General features: G+C 58.3%; 14 protein-coding genes and 3 tRNA genes. 4 read left to right on the forward strand and 13 right to left on the reverse strand.

The features are described 5' to 3' along the window. Nucleotide 1: 1 nt before the first annotated feature. The 8 genes from hflK to nnr form a co-directional block, all read right to left on the reverse strand. Nucleotides 2-1,258, reverse strand: a complete 1,257-nt coding sequence (hflK, locus tag CYR55_RS12365) for an FtsH protease activity modulator HflK (RefSeq protein ID WP_101816429.1) — start codon at nucleotides 1,256-1,258, stop codon at nucleotides 2-4. A 57-nt stretch (nucleotides 1,259-1,315) separates the two neighbouring features. Continuing rightward, nucleotides 1,316-2,596 carry a ribosome rescue GTPase HflX gene (hflX, locus tag CYR55_RS12370; RefSeq protein WP_101816430.1) on the reverse strand — a complete coding sequence of 427 codons (1,281 nt, stop codon included), beginning with the start codon at nucleotides 2,594-2,596 and terminating at the stop codon, nucleotides 1,316-1,318. Between the two features lie 98 nt (nucleotides 2,597-2,694). After that, nucleotides 2,695-3,006 carry an RNA chaperone Hfq gene (gene hfq, locus CYR55_RS12375; protein WP_101816431.1) on the reverse strand — a complete coding sequence of 104 codons (312 nt, stop codon included), beginning with the start codon at nucleotides 3,004-3,006 and terminating at the stop codon, nucleotides 2,695-2,697. A gap of 113 nt (nucleotides 3,007-3,119) precedes the next feature. Further along, nucleotides 3,120-4,061, reverse strand: a complete 942-nt coding sequence (gene miaA / locus CYR55_RS12380) for a tRNA (adenosine(37)-N6)-dimethylallyltransferase MiaA (protein ID WP_101816432.1) — start codon at nucleotides 4,059-4,061, stop codon at nucleotides 3,120-3,122. Next, nucleotides 4,054-5,967: a DNA mismatch repair endonuclease MutL gene (mutL, locus tag CYR55_RS12385; RefSeq protein WP_101816433.1), complete on the reverse strand. Its 1,914-nt coding sequence runs from the start codon at nucleotides 5,965-5,967 to the stop codon at nucleotides 4,054-4,056. Before mutL ends, miaA begins: the two co-directional genes overlap by 8 nt. Nucleotides 5,968-6,011: 44 nt before the next feature. Continuing rightward, nucleotides 6,012-7,655: an N-acetylmuramoyl-L-alanine amidase AmiB gene (gene amiB, locus CYR55_RS12390; protein ID WP_241522144.1), complete on the reverse strand. Its 1,644-nt coding sequence runs from the start codon at nucleotides 7,653-7,655 to the stop codon at nucleotides 6,012-6,014. Between the two features lie 66 nt (nucleotides 7,656-7,721). Continuing rightward, complete coding sequence (gene tsaE, locus CYR55_RS12395) at nucleotides 7,722-8,192, reverse strand: tRNA (adenosine(37)-N6)-threonylcarbamoyltransferase complex ATPase subunit type 1 TsaE (protein WP_101816435.1); 471 nt, start codon at nucleotides 8,190-8,192, stop codon at nucleotides 7,722-7,724. Between the two features lie 13 nt (nucleotides 8,193-8,205). Further along, complete coding sequence (gene nnr / locus CYR55_RS12400) at nucleotides 8,206-9,717, reverse strand: bifunctional ADP-dependent NAD(P)H-hydrate dehydratase/NAD(P)H-hydrate epimerase (protein WP_101816436.1); 1,512 nt, start codon at nucleotides 9,715-9,717, stop codon at nucleotides 8,206-8,208. On the opposite strand from nnr, the gene queG reads away from it, so the two are divergent. Beyond that, nucleotides 9,716-10,870 carry a tRNA epoxyqueuosine(34) reductase QueG gene (queG, locus tag CYR55_RS12405; RefSeq protein ID WP_101816437.1) on the forward strand — a complete coding sequence of 385 codons (1,155 nt, stop codon included), beginning with the start codon at nucleotides 9,716-9,718 and terminating at the stop codon, nucleotides 10,868-10,870. The two genes, nnr and queG, sit on opposite strands and share 2 nt — an antisense overlap. Nucleotides 10,871-11,166: 296 nt before the next feature. Here queG and CYR55_RS12410 read toward each other — a convergent pair. The 4 genes from CYR55_RS12410 to orn all read right to left on the reverse strand — a co-directional run bounded on the left by CYR55_RS12410 (nucleotide 11,167) and on the right by orn (nucleotide 12,295). Next, nucleotides 11,167-11,242: transfer RNA gene (locus CYR55_RS12410), tRNA-Gly, on the reverse strand. A 47-nt stretch (nucleotides 11,243-11,289) separates the two neighbouring features. Then, nucleotides 11,290-11,365, reverse strand: a tRNA-Gly gene (locus tag CYR55_RS12415). A gap of 118 nt (nucleotides 11,366-11,483) precedes the next feature. Continuing rightward, nucleotides 11,484-11,559: transfer RNA gene (locus CYR55_RS12420), tRNA-Gly, on the reverse strand. Nucleotides 11,560-11,749: 190 nt separating this feature from the next. Then, a complete protein-coding gene (gene orn / locus CYR55_RS12425; protein WP_101816438.1) occupies nucleotides 11,750-12,295 on the reverse strand; it encodes an oligoribonuclease in 546 nt (181 codons plus the stop codon). Between the two features lie 184 nt (nucleotides 12,296-12,479). Here orn and rsgA point away from each other — a divergent pair, with 184 nt between their 5' ends. From rsgA to mscM, 3 genes are all read left to right on the forward strand, one after another. Continuing rightward, nucleotides 12,480-13,520 carry a small ribosomal subunit biogenesis GTPase RsgA gene (gene rsgA, locus CYR55_RS12430; RefSeq protein WP_101816439.1) on the forward strand — a complete coding sequence of 347 codons (1,041 nt, stop codon included), beginning with the start codon at nucleotides 12,480-12,482 and terminating at the stop codon, nucleotides 13,518-13,520. A gap of 166 nt (nucleotides 13,521-13,686) precedes the next feature. Beyond that, entirely contained in the window at nucleotides 13,687-14,565 is an 879-nt protein-coding gene (gene asd, locus CYR55_RS12435; protein ID WP_101816440.1) for an archaetidylserine decarboxylase, read from the forward strand. A gap of 24 nt (nucleotides 14,566-14,589) precedes the next feature. Beyond that, the gene (mscM, locus tag CYR55_RS12440; protein ID WP_101816441.1) at nucleotides 14,590-17,928 is read left to right on the forward strand and encodes a miniconductance mechanosensitive channel MscM; all 3,339 of its coding nucleotides are present in this window, start codon (nucleotides 14,590-14,592) and stop codon (nucleotides 17,926-17,928) included. A gap of 68 nt (nucleotides 17,929-17,996) precedes the next feature. Here the strand turns inward: mscM and epmA are convergent, their stop codons facing one another. Then, nucleotides 17,997-18,974, reverse strand: a complete 978-nt coding sequence (gene epmA, locus CYR55_RS12445; RefSeq protein ID WP_101816465.1) for an elongation factor P--(R)-beta-lysine ligase — start codon at nucleotides 18,972-18,974, stop codon at nucleotides 17,997-17,999. Nucleotides 18,975-19,020 lie beyond the last annotated feature (46 nt).

Genomic DNA, 19,020 nt, shown 5'->3' on the forward strand with positions numbered 1-19,020 from the left:
GTTACTCTCTCCCTACGCGAGTGGTATCGTCACGCTGCGCATTGGCACGGCGCTGGTCCACCACATTGCTGTCAACCGGACGCTGGCCGCTATCGCCCTGACTGAGGCCGGTGTTACTGGTCGGGTTCAGGCGAATCAGGCTGTCATTGTCTTCGCTGTTACCGTTTGACGCACCCTGCCCGCCACGCATCAGCTGTTCCAGCGGCAGCACCATCAGGTTATTGCCTTTGTCACTGACCAGCACTTTACGCGTTTCGCTCAGCACTTTTTCCATGGTTTCAATATAGAGGCGCTCACGGGTAATCTCCGGCGCAGCTTTATATTCCGGCAACAGGCGGGCAAAACGAGCCACTTCACCCTGTGCCTCAAGCACGGTACGGTCTTTATATGCTTTGGCGTTCTCCAGCACACGCTGGGCCTGACCGTTGGCTTTCGGCTGCACTTGGTTGGCGTAGGCTTCTGCTTCACGGATGTACTGCTGCTCGTTCTCACGCGCGGCAATCGCATCATCAAAGGCGGCTTTCACCTCTTCCGGCGGACGCGCCGCCTGGAAGTTCACATCCAGCAGTGTGATGCCCATCTTGTACGGACGAATAGTCTCTTCCAGCACGCGTTGGGTATCGTTACGCACCACGGTACGGCCTTCCGTCAGGATACGGTCCATGGTGTATTTACCAATCACGCCGCGCAGCGCGCTGTCTGTTGCCTGGCTCAGGCTGTCATCGGCACTGACCACGCTGAACAGGTAGGCTGCCGGGTCGGTCACGCGGTACTGCACGTTCATTTCCACACGTACCACGTTTTCATCGGCTGTCAGCATCACCCCGGAGGCCGCCAGTTCACGCACGGATTCGACATTCACTGCACGTACCTGATCGATGAAGGTCGGTTTCCAGTTCAGGCCGGGCTGTACCAGATGGCTGAACTTACCGAAACGGGTGACCACACCGCGTTCCGCTTCTTTAATGGTATAGAACCCGCTGGCGGCCCAGATAACGACCACGGCCACTGCCGCGATACCGACAATGCGCCCGCTTACACCGCGCGCATTGTTGTTGCCGCCATTTCCATTACCGGTGCCTCTGCCGCCAAAACTGCCCAGTTTTTTGCTGAGCTTGCGGAAGATATCGTCCAAATCCGGCGGCCCTTGTTCACGCCCGCCTTTATTATTATTTCCGCCAGAGTTGCCGCTGTTATTATTGCTGCTCCCCCACGGGTCGCGGTCCTGTCCGTTATTACCGGGCTGATTCCACGCCATGTTTTAGCTCCATTCTTCTATGATTGGTGTTCTTCAGGCTTGCCTTACAGGTCCGATTCACACGACAAAGCCGGTGAGCTCCTGCTCTTGTTTACAGAGGCGGTGCCAGTCAACGATGGGCATACGCACCACCAGACCTATACTGCCGTCCTCTTCATTCCACTCTTTTTCAATCGCCTGAAGCTGGTAAAAACGGCTGCGCAGACGGCCTGCCTGAGGTGGGAGACGCAATTCAACCTGCGTAATTTCACCGGCAAGACGCTCCGTCAACGCCTGAAGGAGCAACGGGATCCCTTCGCCTGTCTGGGCTGATAACCACACCCGCACCGGTAAGTTCTCATCGTTGCGATCGATGCGCGGCACAAAGTCGTCCAGCATATCGATTTTATTCATCACTAACAGTACCGGGATATCATCTGCTTCGATCTCGGCCAGCACGGTATTTACTGCGTCGATGTTCTCATCCATGCGGATGTCAGCAGCGTCAACCACATGCAATAACAGCGTCGCCTGACGCGTCTCCTGCAGGGTCGCTTTGAATGCGGCCACCAGGTCATGCGGCAAATGCCGGATAAAGCCAACGGTATCCGCCAGCACGGTATCGCCGACATCAGTCAGGCTGATGCGCCGAAGCGTTGGATCCAGGGTGGCAAACAGCTGATCGGCAGCGTAGACCCCGGCTGAGGTCATCCGGTTAAACAGGGTAGATTTCCCGGCGTTGGTATAACCAACCAGTGACACAGTAGGAACATCGGCCCGGTTACGGGCGCGGCGCCCCTGTTCACGCTGCTTCTCCACCCGTTCCAGGCGGTTAAGAATCAGGCGGATACGGTCGCGCAGCAAACGGCGGTCGGTCTCAAGCTGGGTTTCACCCGGCCCACGCAGACCAATCCCCCCTTTCTGACGCTCAAGGTGCGTCCAGCCGCGCACCAGCCGCGTGGCAATATGGCGTAACTGGGCCAGTTCAACCTGCAGCTTACCTTCGTGTGTGCGGGCGCGCTGGGCAAAAATGTCTAAAATCAGGCCGGTGCGATCGATAACGCGGCATTCGCACAAGGCTTCCAGATTCCTCTCCTGAGCCGGAGAGAGTGCGTGATCAAACAGAACGACAGAGGCGCCGGTGGCTTTTACGGCGTCCGCAATTTCTTCGGCCTTGCCTTCACCGACAAAGTATTTAGGATGTGGGGCCTTGCGAGTGCCCGTGATGACCTGCAAAGATTCAACGCCCGCAGAAGAGACTAGTGCCTCAAACTCACTGATATTCTCAGTATCTTTATCCTGCGAGAAATAGATATGAACCAGTACGGCCTGCTCACCGGCTTCATAACGGTCAAACAAGCGTGCAACCTCTCAAACGGATAGGAACCGCTAAGGCGGAGGTCATAAGCAGACATTGGCTGCCTATGGCCCCCGTCATGGTTGACAAGCAATACGCTTTATTCAGCGTCATCGCTTTCCGGCTGCGGCTGTTGCTGCGCAGAGGGAGTGCTACCATGATGATAATTACTGTTCTGGCCACCGCCCGGGTTGTTGCTGTGGTGCGATACCGGGCGTGACGGTACAACGGTAGAGATAGCGTGTTTGTACACCATCTGGCTGACCGTGTTTTTCAACAGGATGACAAACTGGTCAAAAGACTCAATCTGGCCTTGCAGTTTGATACCATTCACCAAATAAATCGAAACCGGAACACGTTCACGACGCAAAGCGTTCAAGAACGGATCTTGCAAAGATTGCCCCTTAGCCATTCTATCTTTTCCTTATTTGCTTGTTGTTTGTAACTAAGAGCCTGACGGCCCTAAAATAAACGACATAAAAATTTGCGCGCTGAGTACCAATCAATTGTACACAAACATCCGGCCTATGCACCAACAACCTGAAGCACGCGATCCAGCGCTGCCTCCGGTTTTTCCGTATCAAGCCACTCTACAGAATCCCAGCCGCGCAGCCATGTCATCTGCCGCTTAGCCAGTTGGCGCGTCGCACAAATACCACGATAAACCATCTCATCGTAACTAATTTCACCCGCCAGATAAGACCACATCTGGCGATAACCGACACAGCGAATGGCAGGCAAATCCGTATGCAAATCGCCGCGGGCAAACAGGGCCCTCACCTCGGCCTCGAACCCGGCGTCCAGCATCTGCCGGAAACGCAGTTCAATCCGTTGGTGCAGCAATTCGCGCCGGGTCGGCGCAATCGCAAACTGTTGAACGCGGTAGGGCAGCGTTTCACCCGAAATTTTTGTCAGTTCTGTTAAAGTTTTACCCGAAATAAAAAAAACTTCCAGTGCTCTGGAGAGTCTCTGGGGATCATTCGGATGAATGCGGTCGGCAGAAGTGGGATCGATTTCACGTAATTGATCATGAAGTGCTTCCCAGCCCTGCTGTTGCGCCTGGGCTTCAATGCGCTGGCGCACGGCTGCATCAGCCTGCGGCAACGGGGAAAGGCCTTCCAGTAACGCTTTGAAATAGAGCATAGTTCCGCCTACCAGCAGCGGGATATTACCCCGGCGGGTGATCTCTGCCATTTCGTTTAACGCGTCGGCCCGGAAATCCGCGGCGGAGTAAGACTGCGCCGGATCACGAATATCGATCAGGCGGTGCGGCGCCTGTGCCAGCTCCTGTGCCGTGGGTTTGGCGGTGCCGATGTCCATGCCGCGGTAAATGAGCGCCGAGTCCACGCTGATGAGCTCCACCGGCAGGTGCTGGTGCAGCGCCATAGCCAGGGCTGTTTTGCCGGAGGCGGTGGGGCCCATAATGAAAATTGCCGCTGGGGCGGTCTTATTGTGTAAGTCAGTCATGCGTTAAAGAAGCGATGGCATCCGCGAGTTGTACTGGTTGCAAAAGGCCCGCCGGCGGTGATTTCACCAGCTGCGGGCAGAGGCGTTCAACCTCTGTCAGTAACTGTATCGCCTGCGAGGTATTCCAGGTGTCATGGTCACTGCCGAGGTGGCGAGCCAGCCAGGTGGCGACCAGCGCCGCAGTCAGATCCGGCGCTGAGGCCAGATAGCCTAACAGGTCTGGTATCAACTTTTGTAAATTTTGTTGGCGTAACGGTAAAGGCACCGCGCGCAGCGTCGCCCGCCCATGATCTACGCCCAGCTCCATGCCTAACGCCTGAAGCACCGGCTGATAATGCCCGGCGGCGGCAGCTTCCTGTTTGCTGAGGGTCAGTTTAACGGGGATCAGCAACGGTTGCGGGCGTAATCCCTCCGGCGGCGGCAGCAGTTGTGCCTGTTTCAGCCAGCGTTCCGCCACCGGCAAATTCAGCAGCGCCAGCTGGCCGGGGCGTTCCAGCACTGCATAACAGGGCGGGAATACTGTCAGTACCCGGCCGAGGCTCTGGCTATGCCCCTGCAACGCCTCTTCCTGAGCCGGCCTGGCCGGAACAGGCTGAGCCGCCGGAGCGGACGGTGCCTCTTTGGCAACCTCCCCGGCAGCCGGTTGCAGCAGCTTACGGTAAAGCTCCCCTTCGCGGCGGGTGTAAGCCGGGGTGTCTGACGGCGGTCGCCCGCCATACTGGCCGCCTGAAGGTTCTTTGGCCTGGCCGCCGCTCCGGGCAGGTGCGGAAGATGGTGTCGGGGGTTCACGGCGCGGCGCAGCCGGTTCGGAAAACTGGCTGGTGCCGGCGGCCTGCCGGGTTTCTGGTTGCCAGCGCGGCAACTCCGGCACTTGCGCGGCATCTTCATGCAGCGGCAAGGCCGCGGTGCCCGCTTCCTGCAATACGCTGACCACCGCCTGATAAATAAAGTCATGCACCAGCCGCGCCTGATGGAAACGCACTTCATGCTTGGCCGGATGGACATTCACATCCACCTGGTGCGGATCAATATCGAGATAGAGCACATAGGCCGGCAGTTGATCATCTTTAAGCTGATCCTGATATGCCTGCCGGATGGCATGGTTGATCAACCGGTCTTTCATCATGCGGTTGTTCACGTAGCAATACTGCATTTCCGTCAGCGCGCGCGATCCGGCCGGATCGGCCACCCAGCCGCGGATCGACAGATCGCCATGGCTCCAGGAGACCGCCAGCGCATGTTGCAGGAATTGTGGGCCGCAGATGGCCCCCAGCCGGCGCTCATGCTGGGAAGGATCTTTGGCGGGCCGGTACTGCCGCATGATTTTGCCGTTATGGCTCAGGGTAATCGCCACATCGAACCGGGCCAGCGCAATACGCCGCACCACTTCATCGATGTGACCAAATTCGGTTTTTTCGGTGCGCATGAATTTGCGCCGCGCCGGGGTGTTATAGAAAAGATCCAGTACTTCAAGCGTGGTGCCGACCGGGTGGGCCGCCGGTTTCACCGTCACCTCCATGTCACGCCCTTCCGCGTAGGCCTGCCACGCTTCGCTCTGCTCAGCGGTACGTGAGGTCAGCGTCAGGCGCGAGACCGAGCTGATACTGGCCAGCGCCTCACCGCGGAACCCCAGGCTCATGATCGCCTCAAGATCGTCCAGGGAGCTGATCTTGCTGGTGGCGTGGCGGGCAAGTGCCAGCGCCAGCTCTTTCTGGGGAATGCCGCTGCCGTTGTCACGGATGCGGATAAGCCTCGCGCCGCCGCGATCAATCTCAATATCGATCCGCGTGGCCCCGGCATCCAGACTGTTTTCAATCAGTTCTTTCACCACCGAGGCCGGGCGCTCAACCACTTCACCGGCGGCAATCTGGTTGGCAAGCTGGGGAGGCAACACCTGAATCGCCATGCACGCTCCTGATAAGAAGAATTACGCCGTAGAGAGACGGGTGATCAGGGAATGATCAGTGTCTGGCCAAGCTGCACGTCACCGGACTTCAGGCGGTTAGCACGCTTGATGTCGTTCATACTGACGCCATAATGCGCGGCAATCGCGGACAGCGTATCCCCGCGCACCACCTTATGCCGTGCCGGGCGCGAGGGCGCGGCTGCGGCAACATTTCCTGAGCCGGCCGGGATCTTCAGACGCTGCCCTGTCCAGACTCCCGGCTTCTTCAGGTGATTATACTGGCTCAGCGCGCCGGCGGAGAGGCCATAGGCCTGGGCAATGCCGGAGAGCGTCTCCCCCCGTTTGACCACGTGCACCTTGCCTTTCTTGCTGCTGGTGCCGTGAACCACCGGCTCCGCTGTGCTTTCGCTGCCGGCCGCTGACGCACTTAGCGGCCGGTTTTCAACCTTTGGGCCGGTCTGGTACGGATGCGCCAGGAAATAAGTGCGCAGGCCGCTATAAATCGCCTGGGCTATCTTATCCTGGTACGCGCTGCTGCCCAGCAGCCGCTCCTCGGTCCGGTTACTGATAAAGCCGGTTTCCACCAGCAGTGACGGAATATCCGGCGAGCGCAATACGCCCAGGCTGGCATGTTCCGGGCGGCGCTTGTGCAGTGAGCCGACATGTTGCAGCTCGCGCAGCACTTTCACCGCCACATCGTAGCCCACGCGCTGCGAGTGGCCGAATTGCAGATCCAGCACCGCCTGGCTGAGGTAAGGGTCATCCGCATTATTGGCCAGCAGATCCCCTGCTCCGCCCAGTAATTCGGACTGCTTCTCATGCTGCTCCAGCCAGTTTGCCATTTCACTGTTGGCGCGGCGGTTAGAGAGCACCCAGACGGACGCGCCTGAGGCACTGCGGTTGGGCGCGGCATCGGCATGGATAGAGACCAGCATACTGGCCCCCTGTTTACGCGCGACGTCTGAACGCCCCATCACCGAGATAAAATAGTCACCATCGCGTGTCAGAACCGGCCTGAACATCGGGTCACGGCTCAGCTTTTCCCGCAATTTACGCGCAATGGCGATAGTGACATTTTTTTCTTTCAGCCCGCTGGGGCCGATGGCACCCGGGTCCTGCCCGCCGTGACCGGCGTCAATCGCCACCACGATGCGATCGGACGCGGTGGTTGGGGTAGCGGTGCGGGTCGAGGTCGTGCTGCTGGTCACCGCGGTGACCTTATCGTTGTCAAACGGGTTGTTTGCCGGCGGTTTGCTGCGTACCGGTGCCGCAGGCACGCTGCGGCTGATGGCGCTGCTGCCCTGCCCGCTCAGCGTAAAGACCACGCTGGAGAGGGCGCCGTTCTGTTGCGTTGTGGTGCGGGTCCGGGTTTTGCCGGTCAGCTCCAGCACCAGCCGGATGCTTTGGGCATCTTTTGGCGTGCTGGTGCGGATGCGTTTCACCAGATTCTGCCCGCTGAACTCCAGCGGCAAACCGGAGATCACCCCACTCTGGTTTACGTCAATCACCACCCGCTCGGGGTTATGCAACGGGAAAAAGGCGTAAACCGGCTTTCCGTCAAAGCTCAGTGTTACCGTGGATTGCTGCGCGCCGTTGGTGACCTGAATATCTTTCAGATTGGCGGCCCAGGCCTGAAGCGACCCCGACAGGCTCACCACAGCCAGAAACAGACCGGCGACGCGCCGCATCCGGGCCGAGGGGTTAAACGATAATGTCCGCCGGATTACCCGGCTGATTCCCTGCATCATTGCTGGTTATCCCTGCTTTTCAGCAACATGTTGCACCAGCCGGCTGCCATACTCAGAAACCGCATGCAGTGTGGCTTGCCGTCCGTTTTCCGTGTAGGCCAGTGTCAGCTCGATATCCGGTTCCGGCAGCACACCGGCGCCCTGCTGCGGCCACTCGACCAGGCAAATCGCATCCTGAGAGAAATAGTCACGGATGCCCATGAATTCAAGTTCTTCCGGATCGGCCAGCCGATAGAGATCAAAGTGATACACGGCCAGCGGCGACAGCATGTAAGGCTCGACCAGCGTATAGGTTGGGCTTTTGACATTACCCTGGTGCCCCAGCGCCTGAAGAAAGCCGCGGCTGAAGGTGGTTTTTCCGGCACCCAGATCACCAAACAGATAGATCACACTGGAACGCGTGCAGGCGTGAGCTAATTGCGCACCCAGCCCCACAGTGGCTGCCTCATCCGGCAGAGATAAAATAAGTTCTTTCATTAAGTTATATCGTTTATTTCAACTCTGGATTAACACTTTGCGCGATAACCGGCAGTAAGTCGGTCGCCAGCAGCCCGCGGGTGCCCTGGCGGCAGGCGATCAGATCGGCCGAATGGCCATGTACCACACAACCGGCACAGGCAGCATCAAACGGGGTCAGTTTCTGGGCCAGCAGCCCACCAATAATCCCGGAAAGAATGTCGCCCATCCCACCTGAGGCCATGCCGGCATTACCGACATCAGCGATAGCCAGTTCGCCTGACTCATCAGCGATTACCGTTCCCGCACCTTTCAATACCACCACGCCGCCATAGCACTCCGTCAGCTTCCGGGCTGAGAGTAAGCGATCACTCTCAACCTCTTTGACGCGACAGCCCAACAAGCGGGCCGCCTCGCCCGGATGCGGCGTGAGGACGCGATTCTGACGCTTATCCGGGGTGATTGCCAGCAGGTTTAGTGCATCGGCATCCCATAACGCCGGTTTGGCACTTTTCCTCAGGGCCGCCAGCGCGTTTTTACTCCATTCTGACTGCCCCAGGCCCGGCCCAATCACCAGCACATCGGCCCAGGCTTCGCCGTCGGCCAGTGATTTATCATTCAATTCCTGCACCATCAGTTCCGGCCGGGCGGTCAGCAACGGCGCGATATTCTCTTTGTGAGTAAGTACCCGCACCAAGCCTGCGCCGCTGCGTAATGCGGATTCAGCCGCCATCCGGATTGCCCCGGCAAAACCATGGTCGCCCCCGACCACCAGCAGGCGGCCGTGCTCACCTTTATGGGAACAGGGGCGGCGTGGCTGGAGCCAGCGGGTCAGGCTCTCTGCATCCAGCCGTTCGAGGGTGACCCGTTGTTTTTCCAGCCATTGCGATAAGCCTAGCGCAGAATGGTGAAGCTGCCCGACCCAATCACGCGCCTGCCCGGTCAGCAGGCCCGGCTTGAGGGCAATAAACGTCAGCGTATGGGCGGCGCGCACCACGCTGCCCGGTGCCTGGCCGGTTTCTGCCAGCAAACCGGAGGGAATATCCAGCGACAATACCGGGGCGTGATGGCGGTTTACCGCCTCAACCAGCGCCTCATAAGGCGCTCGCGGGGCGGAGGCGAGACCGGTACCGAGCAGGCCGTCAATAATCAGATCGCTCCCGGTGGGCCAGAGGCTCTCGGGCGCAGAGATTTCCCCGCCCGTCTCAAGCCAGGCCTCCCGCGCCTGTGCCGCTTCCGGCGGCAGTGGGCGCTCACCCGGAACGGCGATGAGGGTCACCTGCAAGCCCGCGGTTCGTGCCAGTCTTGCCACCACATAGCCATCGCCGCCGTTATTGCCGTGCCCGCACAGCACCAGCCAACGGCGGCTCTGGGGATACTGTTCGCAGGCCAGGGTAAAGGCCGCCTGCCCGGCGCGCTCCATCAGGCCATACAGGGTGGTACCGGTCTGTTCAGCTGCGCGGCTTTCCGCAGCGCGAACCCAGTCTGCGGTGAACACAGAGTGTGGTAAACTGGTGGCGTGTTGTTTCTCACGTTGGTTTGCCATGACTTTCCCTCTCGATCTCCATCAGTTATCCCAACATATCAAGCAATGGGGCCAATCGCTAGGCTTCCAGCAGGTCGGTATCTGTGACACCGATCTCTCGCTGGAGGAGCCGAAATTGCAGGCGTGGCTTGATAAACAGTACCACGGTGAGATGGCCTGGATGGCGCGTCACGGCATGCTGCGCGCACGGCCGCATGAGCTGCTGCCCGGCACATTACGGGTGATCAGCGTGCGGATGAACTACCTGCCTGCCAAAGCCGCTTTTGCCAGCACCCTGAAAAACCCGTCACTGGGTTATGTCAGCCGTTACGCGCTGGGGCGTGATTACCATAAGCTTCTTCGCCAGCGATTGAAAAAGCTTGGGGATCAGATCCAGGCCTGGTGCACGGAACAGGGTGGTGGCGAGGTAGGCTTCCGGCCCTTTGTGGATTCCGCCCCGATCATGGAACGCCCGCTGGCGGCCAAAGCCGGCATTGGCTGGGTTGGTAAACACTCACTCATTCTTAACCGCGAGGCCGGCTCCTGGTTCTTTCTGGGCGAGTTATTGATCGATCTGCCGCTGCCGGTAGATTCCCCGCAAGAGGAGCAGTGCGGAAAGTGTGTCGCCTGCATGACCACCTGCCCCACCGGCGCGATAGTCGCGCCCTATACGGTGGATGCCCGGCGCTGTATCTCTTACCTGACCATTGAACTGGAAGGCACGATCCCGGAAGAGTTCCGGCCGTTAATGGGTAACCGGATCTATGGCTGTGATGACTGCCAGCTTATCTGCCCATGGAACCGCTTTTCCCAACTGACCGACGAAGAGGATTTCAGCCCGCGTGCGGCCCTGCATGCGCCGGAGTTGCTGGCCCTGTTTGCCTGGGATGAGGAAAAATTTTTGCGGGTGACGGAAGGATCGGCGATTCGCCGCATCGGGCACGTGCGCTGGCTGCGCAATGTATCAGTGGCATTGGGCAATGCGGCTTATCAGGCGGAGATTGTGCTGGCGCTACAACAGCGGCTCGGCCAGGACGCCATGCTGGATGAACATATCCACTGGGCTATTGATCAGCAGTTGATGAAGCGAGAGGCGATGAAGATTGACGTCCAGTTGCCTCAGCAGAAACGGCTGGTACGCGCGGTGGAAAAAGGGCTGCCGCGGGATGCATGAACCCAAGAGTTATCCACCGTTTCACTTATCCACTGGTTGTGCATAAAAACAAAAACAGCTTGCCAATCAAGTGGGAAAAAAACATCAAGTGATCGGTATAACGTTTTCATACAATAAAATTAACCAGATATATCAAGCAATTATTTTTATTTTATTTAATGTGGACAAAAAATAATCTGGTCAAAAAAAGTGCGAAAATTGTGGATAACTCTGTTTAAAACAAATTTTGGATTAAAACGGATAAGGGATAGAAAAACCCACCCGGCTGGGTGACAGAAAAAACAGGGAGAAAAATTTGGAGCGGGAAACGAGACTCGAACTCGCGACCCCGACCTTGGCAAGGTCGTGCTCTACCAACTGAGCTATTCCCGCATAGGAGGTACATCGTGCGCTTACCGTCGATGCCGGTAAGTAAAATTTGGAGCGGGAAACGAGACTCGAACTCGCGACCCCGACCTTGGCAAGGTCGTGCTCTACCAACTGAGCTATTCCCGCGTCGCATGGGTATGACGTTTACTGCGTTACTTTTTACAGCCTTGCATTTTACTGCTTTGCTATCTACTGCTACATCATTTACTGCCTATTTCATCACCCTGAAATCAGACGATGAAATTGGAGCGGGAAACGAGACTCGAACTCGCGACCCCGACCTTGGCAAGGTCGTGCTCTACCAACTGAGCTATTCCCGCTCTGCATACTAACGAAATTCTTCATCGGTACGGGGTGCGCATTATACGAGAATTCCTTTTTGCTGCAAGCCCCTGGAATCAAAAAATCATTTTTTTTGTTCGACTGCTGCATAAATCATCAGAGCGGTGAATTATGCAGCAGTCGCAGTATACTAAACCACCAATACCGCCTTTCCGGCAGTGAAAAAAATTATAACTGAATAAAATGCTCGCGATAGTAAGCCAGTTCAGCCACCGATTCGCGGATATCATCCAGCGCCTGGTGGGTATTCTTTTTCTGGAAACCGGCCAGGATTTCCGGCTTCCAGCGCCGCGCCAGCTCCTTCAGGGTACTGACATCCAGATAGCGGTAATGGAAATAGGCTTCCAGTTCCGGCATGTAGTTGAACAGGAAGCGGCGATCCTGCGCGACACTGTTGCCGCAGATGGGTGACTTGCCGGCCGGTACCCACTGTTGCAGAAATTTAATCGTTTCCAGCTCGGCCGCCCGCTCATCAAACGCGCTCTGTTTGACCCGCTCCGTCAGGCCGCTTGCGCCGTGGGTGCGGGTATTCCAGTCGTCCATCAGCGCCAGCTGGGCATCGCTCTGGTGTACCGCCATCACCGGCCCTTCTGCCAGAATATTGAGGTTGGCATCCGTGACCAGCGTGGCGATCTCAATGATGCGATCGCGCTCCGGGTCCAGCCCGGTCATTTCCAGATCGATCCAGATCAGGTGGTTTTCATTTTCAGTCATAGTCTTTCCTGCACCTGCGCCGGGCCAACAGAGCCGGCCATATGGCCATTCTGCCTGGCATCGCGCTTTTTTCACGGGGAGTCATTCACCAGCCATACGGTGAACGGTTAATTAATATAAAATAGCGTGTATCATAATCTTTTTGGTCGCAACGAGCGATAAAAGCCGGTTTAAGTGAGGCGCAGTGAGTAAGAACAAACTGTCTAAAGGTCAACAACGTCGTGTATCCGCCAACCACCAGCGGCGTCTGAAAACAGACAACCGCAAGGAGCTGGATGATTCCCTGCATGGCGATCCGCAGGAAGGGATCGTGATCAGCCGTTTCGGCATGCATGCAGATGTTGAAGCCGCCGACGGCAGCCAGCACCGCTGCAACATCCGGCGTACTATCAAGTCACTGGTTACCGGCGACCGGGTGGTATGGCGCGCGGGCAAAGAGGAAAACACCAGTGCCAAGGGCATCGTTGAGGCGGTGCATGAGCGCGAATCTGTGCTGACCCGCCCCGATTTTTATGACGGCGTAAAACCGATTGCCGCGAACATCAACCAGATTGCCATTGTCTCGGCCATCCTGCCGGAGTTGTCGCTGAATATCATTGACCGCTATCTGGTGGCCTGTGAAACGGTAGAAATCGAGCCGCTGATTGTCTTAAACAAGATCGACCTGCTGGACGACGCAGGCCGCCGCGCCGTGGATGAGGCGATGAGCATCTACCACCATATCGGCTACCGGGTGCTGAATGTCTCCAGCCAGACCGGCGAAGGCATGGAAGCGTTCAAACAGGCGCTGACGGATCGCATCAGTATTTTTGCCGGCCAGTCCGGCGTGGGTAAATCGAGCCTGCTGAATGCCCTGCTGCCGCAGGAGGAAAAGCAAATTCAGGTAAATGCCGTTTCCGATGTCTCAGGACTTGGGCAACATACCACCACCGCGTCACGCCTGTACCATTTCCAATATGGCGGTGATGTGATTGACTCGCCGGGCGTGCGTGAATTCGGCCTGTGGCATCTGTCACCGGAGCAGGTCACACAGGGCTTCATCGAGTTCCGCGAATACCTGGGTGGCTGTAAATTCCGTGACTGCAAACATGGCACTGACCCTGGTTGTGCCATCCGGGCGGCGGTTGACCGGGGCGAGATTGCCAAAGTGCGCTTCGAAAACTATCACCGTATTCTGGAAAGTATGGCTGACGTCAAAGTCCGCAAAAGCGCCGACGAACTCTGAAACGCATTCTTTCGCGCCCTGTCTGAAGGAACAGACTCTGTGCCGCTGCCGTGAGGCGGCGGCGCTTCACGTCTGGAGACCAGACAAATATTGAACACCATGCCCTGCGCCGCTACAATGCGCGCCCCTTATCCCGAGGCATGTCACATCCTATTGAGAGGCATCTGTGCTGGACAGTATCAAAATCAAATTACAGTACCTTCTTCCCAAACAGTGGCTTACCCGCCTGGCTGGCTGGGGAGCGAATAAACAGGCCGGCGCGCTGACACAGCTGGTGATTAATCTGTTTGTGCGCCACTACAAAGTGAATATGCAGGAAGCGCAACAGCCGCATATTTCTGCTTACCGCTCATTCAATGAATTCTTTATACGCCCGCTGCGTGACGGCGCGCGTCCGGTCGTCGCCTTGCCGCAACAGGTTTGCCTGCCGGCGGACGGCGTGGTAAGCCAGCTTGGCCCGATCGACAACGGCCAGATTTTCCAGGCCAAAGGCCACTATTACAGCCTGGAAGCCCTGCTGGCCGGTAACTATATGCTGGCGGCGGAGTTCCATGACGGGCTGTTCGCCACCACCTACCTGGCCCCGCGTGACTACCACCGCGTGCATATGCCGTGCGACGGCACCCTGCGTGAAATGATTTACGTACCGGGCGATCTCTTCTCGGTAAACCCGCTGACAGCGGCCAATGTGCCGAACCTGTTTGCGCGTAATGAGCGTGTTATCTGCGTGTTTGACACCGAATTCGGGCCGATGGCGCAGATTCTGGTGGGCGCAACCATTGTCGGCAGCATTTCCACCGTTTGGGCCGGCACCATCAACCCGCCACGCCCGGGCATCATCCAGCGCTGGACTTATGCACCAGCCGGGATTGAAGGCGCGGTCACGCTGGAGAAAGGCCAGGAGATGGGGCACTTCGCATTGGGGTCGACGGTGATTAACCTCTTCCCGGCCGGAAAAGTGCGCCTGGAGCCGCAATTGGCCAACGGCAGTGTGACCCGTATGGGCGCGCCGTTTGCCGAAATTCTTCCCTCCCCGGCGCCGTAACCGTTTTTACCAAAGGAATTTCCCGTGCGTTTCCTCGCTGCCCTGCTGATCAGTCTGCTCTTTTCCCTGCCGCTGTATGCGGCATCCCCCCCTGACCAGGGGCAGCTTGAACAAGAGCTGAAACAGGCTGAGGCCAATAAGGGCGCACCGAATCAGGCGGAGATTGTCCAGGCGCTGCAAAGCGCCCTTAACTGGCTCAGCGAAGCCCGGGTTTCCGCTGACCGCGCCGCGCAGTATCAGAAAACCATCGATGATTTCCCCCACCTGACCCAGACCCTGCGCCAGCAATTGGCGCAGGAGAGTGAGCGGCCGCTGGACGTTAACCAGAACCTGCCGGCGGCCGACCTCGAACAGCAGATTTTGCAGGTCAGCAGCCAGTTGCTGGATCAGAGCCGCCAGTTGCAACAAGAACAGGATACTTCACGCGATATCAGTGACTCCCTGAGCCAGATCCCGCAGCAGCAGTCCGAAGCCAGGCGTGTGCTGAGTGACATCGATACCCAGTTGCAGACCCAGAGCGCGCCGGACACCCCCCTGGCGCAGGCGCAGCTTTATGCGTTACAGGCGGAAGCCACGGCACGTAAGGCGAAAGTCGATGAGCTGGAACTGGCGCAGTTGTCCGCCAATAACCGGCAGGAGCTGTCACGTATCCGTTCAGAGTTGTATAAACATCGGCATGACCGGCTGGACGTACAGCTACAGGGGCTGCGTAACACCCTTAACAGCCAGCGCCAGCGCGAGGCGGAACAGGCGCTGGAGCGCACGGAGTTGCTGGCGGAACAGAGCGGCGATCTGCCGAAGGTGATCAGCACCCAGTTGCAGAGCAACCGTGAGCTCTCCATGGCGCTGAATGCGCAGGCGCAACGGATGGATCTTATCTCCTCCCAACAGCGTCAGGCTGCGGCCCAGACCCTTCAGGTCCGCCAGGCCCTCACCACCATCAAAGAGCAGGCACAGTGGCTTGGCTCATCCAACGTATTGGGTGAAACGCTGCGGGCGCAGGTGGCACGGCTGCCGGAGATGCCGAAGCCGCAACAGCTTGACCGTGACATGGCCCAGTTGCGGGTGCAGCGCCTGCATTATGAGGAGCTGCTGGACAGGCAGGCGCAGCTGCGCCAGGCCAAACAAGATGACGGCAGCGCCTTGTCAGCGTCGCAGCAACGTATTCTGGATGCGCAACTGCGTACCCAGCGCGATCTGCTCAACTCCCTGCTCTCCGGCTGTGACACCCTGATTCTGGAGCTGACCAAGCTGAAAGTGGCCAACAGCCAGTTGGTGGATGCGCTCAACGAGATTAAAGATGCCGCGCACCGTTACCTGTTCTGGGTGGCGGATGTCAGCCCGGTAGGCTTTGCCTACCCGGTGCAGGTGGCGCGTGACCTGACCCGTTTATTATCCCTTGATACGCTGACACAGCTCAGCGGCGCCTCGCTGATGATGGTCACCAGCCGCGAAACGCTGATGCCTATCTTCGGGGCGCTGATTCTGGTGATCATCAGCATCAGTTCCCGCCGCCATTATGCGGCGTTTATGGAGCGCGCCCATAGCCGGGTCGGCAAGGTCACACAGGATCAGTTCCGCCTGACCCTGCGTACCGTGTTCTGGTCAATTCTGGTGGCGCTGCCGTTGCCGGTGCTGTGGGCCGCCCTGGGGTATGGCCTGCGCAACGCCTGGCCGTACCCGATGGCGGTCGCAGTGGGGGACGGCGTGACCGCTACGCTGCCGCTCCTGTGGGCCTTTATGATCTGCGCCTCTTTCGCCCACCCCCGCGGGCTGTTCATTACCCACTTTGGCTGGCCGCAAAAAAGTGTGTCACGCGCTATGCGCTACTACACGCTCTCTATCTGGTTTATCGTGCCGTTGATCATGATGCTGATCACTTTCGATAACCTGAATGACCGCGAGTTTGCCACCACGCTGGGGCGGCTCTGTTTCATTCTGGTCTGTGTGGCGCTGAGTATTGTGACCCACAGCCTCAGCCGTGCCGGCATTCCGCTCTACCTGAACAAAGAGGGATCGGGTGACAACCTCTGCAACAAAGCGCTGTGGTGGTTCTTCCTCTCCGCCCCGCTGATTGCGGCACTGGCCTCTGCGGTTGGCTATCTGGCGACGTCACAGGCCCTGCTGGCCCGGCTGGAGACGTCAGCGGCCATCTGGTTCCTGCTGCTGGTGGTGTACCATATTGTGCGCCGCGGCATGTTGATCCAGCGCCGCCGCATCGCCTTTGACCGGGCGAAGCAACGGCGGGCAGACATTCTGGCACAGCGGGCGCGGGGTGAAGAGGAAGCGGCCCACACCAACAGCAGCGAAGGCACGATTGAGATCGACGAGCCGGTGGTAGATCTGGATGCGATCAGCGCCCAGTCGCTGCGGCTGGTGCGATCCCTGCTGACGCTGGTGGCCTTGATCTCGGTGATCGTGCTCTGGTCTGAGATCCACTCCGCATTCAGTTTCCTGGAAAACATCCACCTGTGGGATGTGACCGAAACGGTGAAAGGGGTGGAGAACGTTCACCCGATCACGCTGGGATCGGTGTTGATCGCTATTCTGGTGCTGATCATTACCACCCAACTGGTACGTAACCTGCCCGCGCTGCTCGAGCTGGCTCTGCTTCAGCATCTGGACCTCACGCCCGGCACCGGTTACGCCATTCTGACCATCACCAAATATGTGCTGCTGTTTTTCGGTGGCCTGACCGGCTTCTCCATGCTGGGCATCGAATGGTCGAAATTGCAGTGGCTGGTGGCCGCGCTGGGTGTGGGGCTGGGCTTTGGTTTGCAGGAGATTTTCGCCAACTTTATCTCCGGCCTGATCATCCTGTTTGAGAAGCCGATCCGCATCGGCGATACCGTGACGATCCGCAACCTGACCGGCAGCGTCACCAAGATCAATACCCGCGCCACCACCATTTCAGATTGGGATCGCAAAGAGATCATCGTGCCGAACAAGGCGTTTATCACCGAGCAATTCATTAACTGGTCGCTCTCTGATTCCGTGACCCGTGTGGTACTGACGGTGCCGGCTCCGGCGGAGGTGAACACTGAAGAGGTGACCAACCTGCTGCTCAGCGCTGCACGCCGGTGCAGCCTGGTGCTGGACAACCCGGAGCCGGAGGTTTACCTGGTCGATATTCAGCAGGGCATCCAGCTCTTTGAAATGCGCATGCATGCCGGGGAGATGGCCCACCGTATGCCGCTGCGCCATGAGATCCACCAGCTGATTCTGGCCTCCTTCCGGGAGCATGGGATTACCCTGCCCTTCCCGCCTTTCCAGGTGCGTACAGATACGTTGCACCGCAGCATGCAAGGGAACACCACCGTCAGCTCGGTCAGCCGCCAGCAACGCTCCACCGGCGATCTCTGACCTTCCCGCTGACCATAAAAAAGGGGCTGAATTTTCAGCCCCTTTTTATTGCGTTAACAGCCTGTGTATCAGGCGCGATCCACGGAGAACGCAATCACTTCGCTCAGGCGCTCAGCACCCAATGCCAGCATAATCAGGCGATCCACCCCCAGCGCGACACCGGCACACTCCGGCATCCCGTGCGTCAGGGCATCCAGCAAGTGGTTATCAACCGGATGAACCGGCAGGCCACGTGCCGCGCGGCGGCGGTTGTCCTGTTCGAAACGCTGGCGCTGCTCATTGCTGTCAGTGAGTTCACGGAAACCGTTCGCCAGTTCCATGCCTTTGTAATAGACCTCAAACCGCTCAGCGACCCGGTGATCTTCCGTGCTGATCTCGGCCAGTGCGGCCTGGCTGGCGGGGAAGTGGTAAATAAACGTCGGGCGATCCAGCCCGATATGCGGCTCTACCCCGAAGGCAAACAGCATTTGCAGCAGGGTATCGCGATCCTCTTCGGTGTCCGCGATGTTGCTCAGGTCGAGCTTTTTCGCCGCCTCACGCAGCTGGGCCTTGTCCGCTGACAGCGGGTCCACCTCCAGGTGGCGGGTAAATGCCTGCTGATAAGAGAGCGACTCGGCGCTGTTGCAGTCCAGCACCTGTTGCAGCAGGTCATCCACCTCGTTCATCAGGCGGTACATATCATAGTGCGGGCGGTACCACTCCAGCATGGTGAATTCCGGGTTGTGATGGCGGCCGGACTCCTCATTGCGGAAGCTGCGGCAGAGCTGGAAAATCGGGCCGCTGCCGGCTGCCAGCAGGCGCTTCATATGGTATTCCGGGCTGGTCATCAGGTAGAGCGGCATACCCCCGGCCGCGCCCGGCCCGACAAACTCAGTCTTAAAAGGAACCAGATGGATGTCGGTCACCGTAGCCTGACTCATGGCCGGGGTTTCCACTTCCAGCACCCCACGGTCGCTAAAGAAACGCCGGATCTCGGCCATGATCGCGGCACGTTTTAACAAATTGGCGACAGGAGCGCTGGGTTGCCAGCTTGCCGTTTCGCTCATGGTCATTCACTCCGAATTCAAAAGGGGTGCAGTCTACCTGTAACCC

The organism is Chimaeribacter californicus (assembly GCF_002858675.1).
GTDB classification, from domain to species: Bacteria; Pseudomonadota; Gammaproteobacteria; order Enterobacterales; family Enterobacteriaceae; genus Chimaeribacter; species Chimaeribacter californicus.

What these genes read in the sequence shown, in the direction of transcription:
- nnr (WP_101816436.1), bottom strand. Translation starts at nt 9,717, where the DNA reads ATGGCAAACCAACGTGAGAAACAACACGCCACCAGTTTACCACACTCT.
- queG (WP_101816437.1), top strand. Translation starts at nt 9,716, where the DNA reads ATGACTTTCCCTCTCGATCTCCATCAGTTATCCCAACATATCAAGCAA.
- tsaE (WP_101816435.1), bottom strand. Translation starts at nt 8,192, where the DNA reads ATGAAAGAACTTATTTTATCTCTGCCGGATGAGGCAGCCACTGTGGGG.
- amiB (WP_241522144.1), bottom strand. Translation starts at nt 7,655, where the DNA reads ATGCGGCGCGTCGCCGGTCTGTTTCTGGCTGTGGTGAGCCTGTCGGGG.
- mutL (WP_101816433.1), bottom strand. Translation starts at nt 5,967, where the DNA reads ATGGCGATTCAGGTGTTGCCTCCCCAGCTTGCCAACCAGATTGCCGCC.
- epmA (WP_101816465.1), bottom strand. Translation starts at nt 18,974, where the DNA reads ATGAGCGAAACGGCAAGCTGGCAACCCAGCGCTCCTGTCGCCAATTTG.
- miaA (WP_101816432.1), bottom strand. Translation starts at nt 4,061, where the DNA reads ATGACTGACTTACACAATAAGACCGCCCCAGCGGCAATTTTCATTATG.
- hfq (WP_101816431.1), bottom strand. Translation starts at nt 3,006, where the DNA reads ATGGCTAAGGGGCAATCTTTGCAAGATCCGTTCTTGAACGCTTTGCGT.
- hflK (WP_101816429.1), bottom strand. Translation starts at nt 1,258, where the DNA reads ATGGCGTGGAATCAGCCCGGTAATAACGGACAGGACCGCGACCCGTGG.
- orn (WP_101816438.1), bottom strand. Translation starts at nt 12,295, where the DNA reads ATGACTGAAAATGAAAACCACCTGATCTGGATCGATCTGGAAATGACC.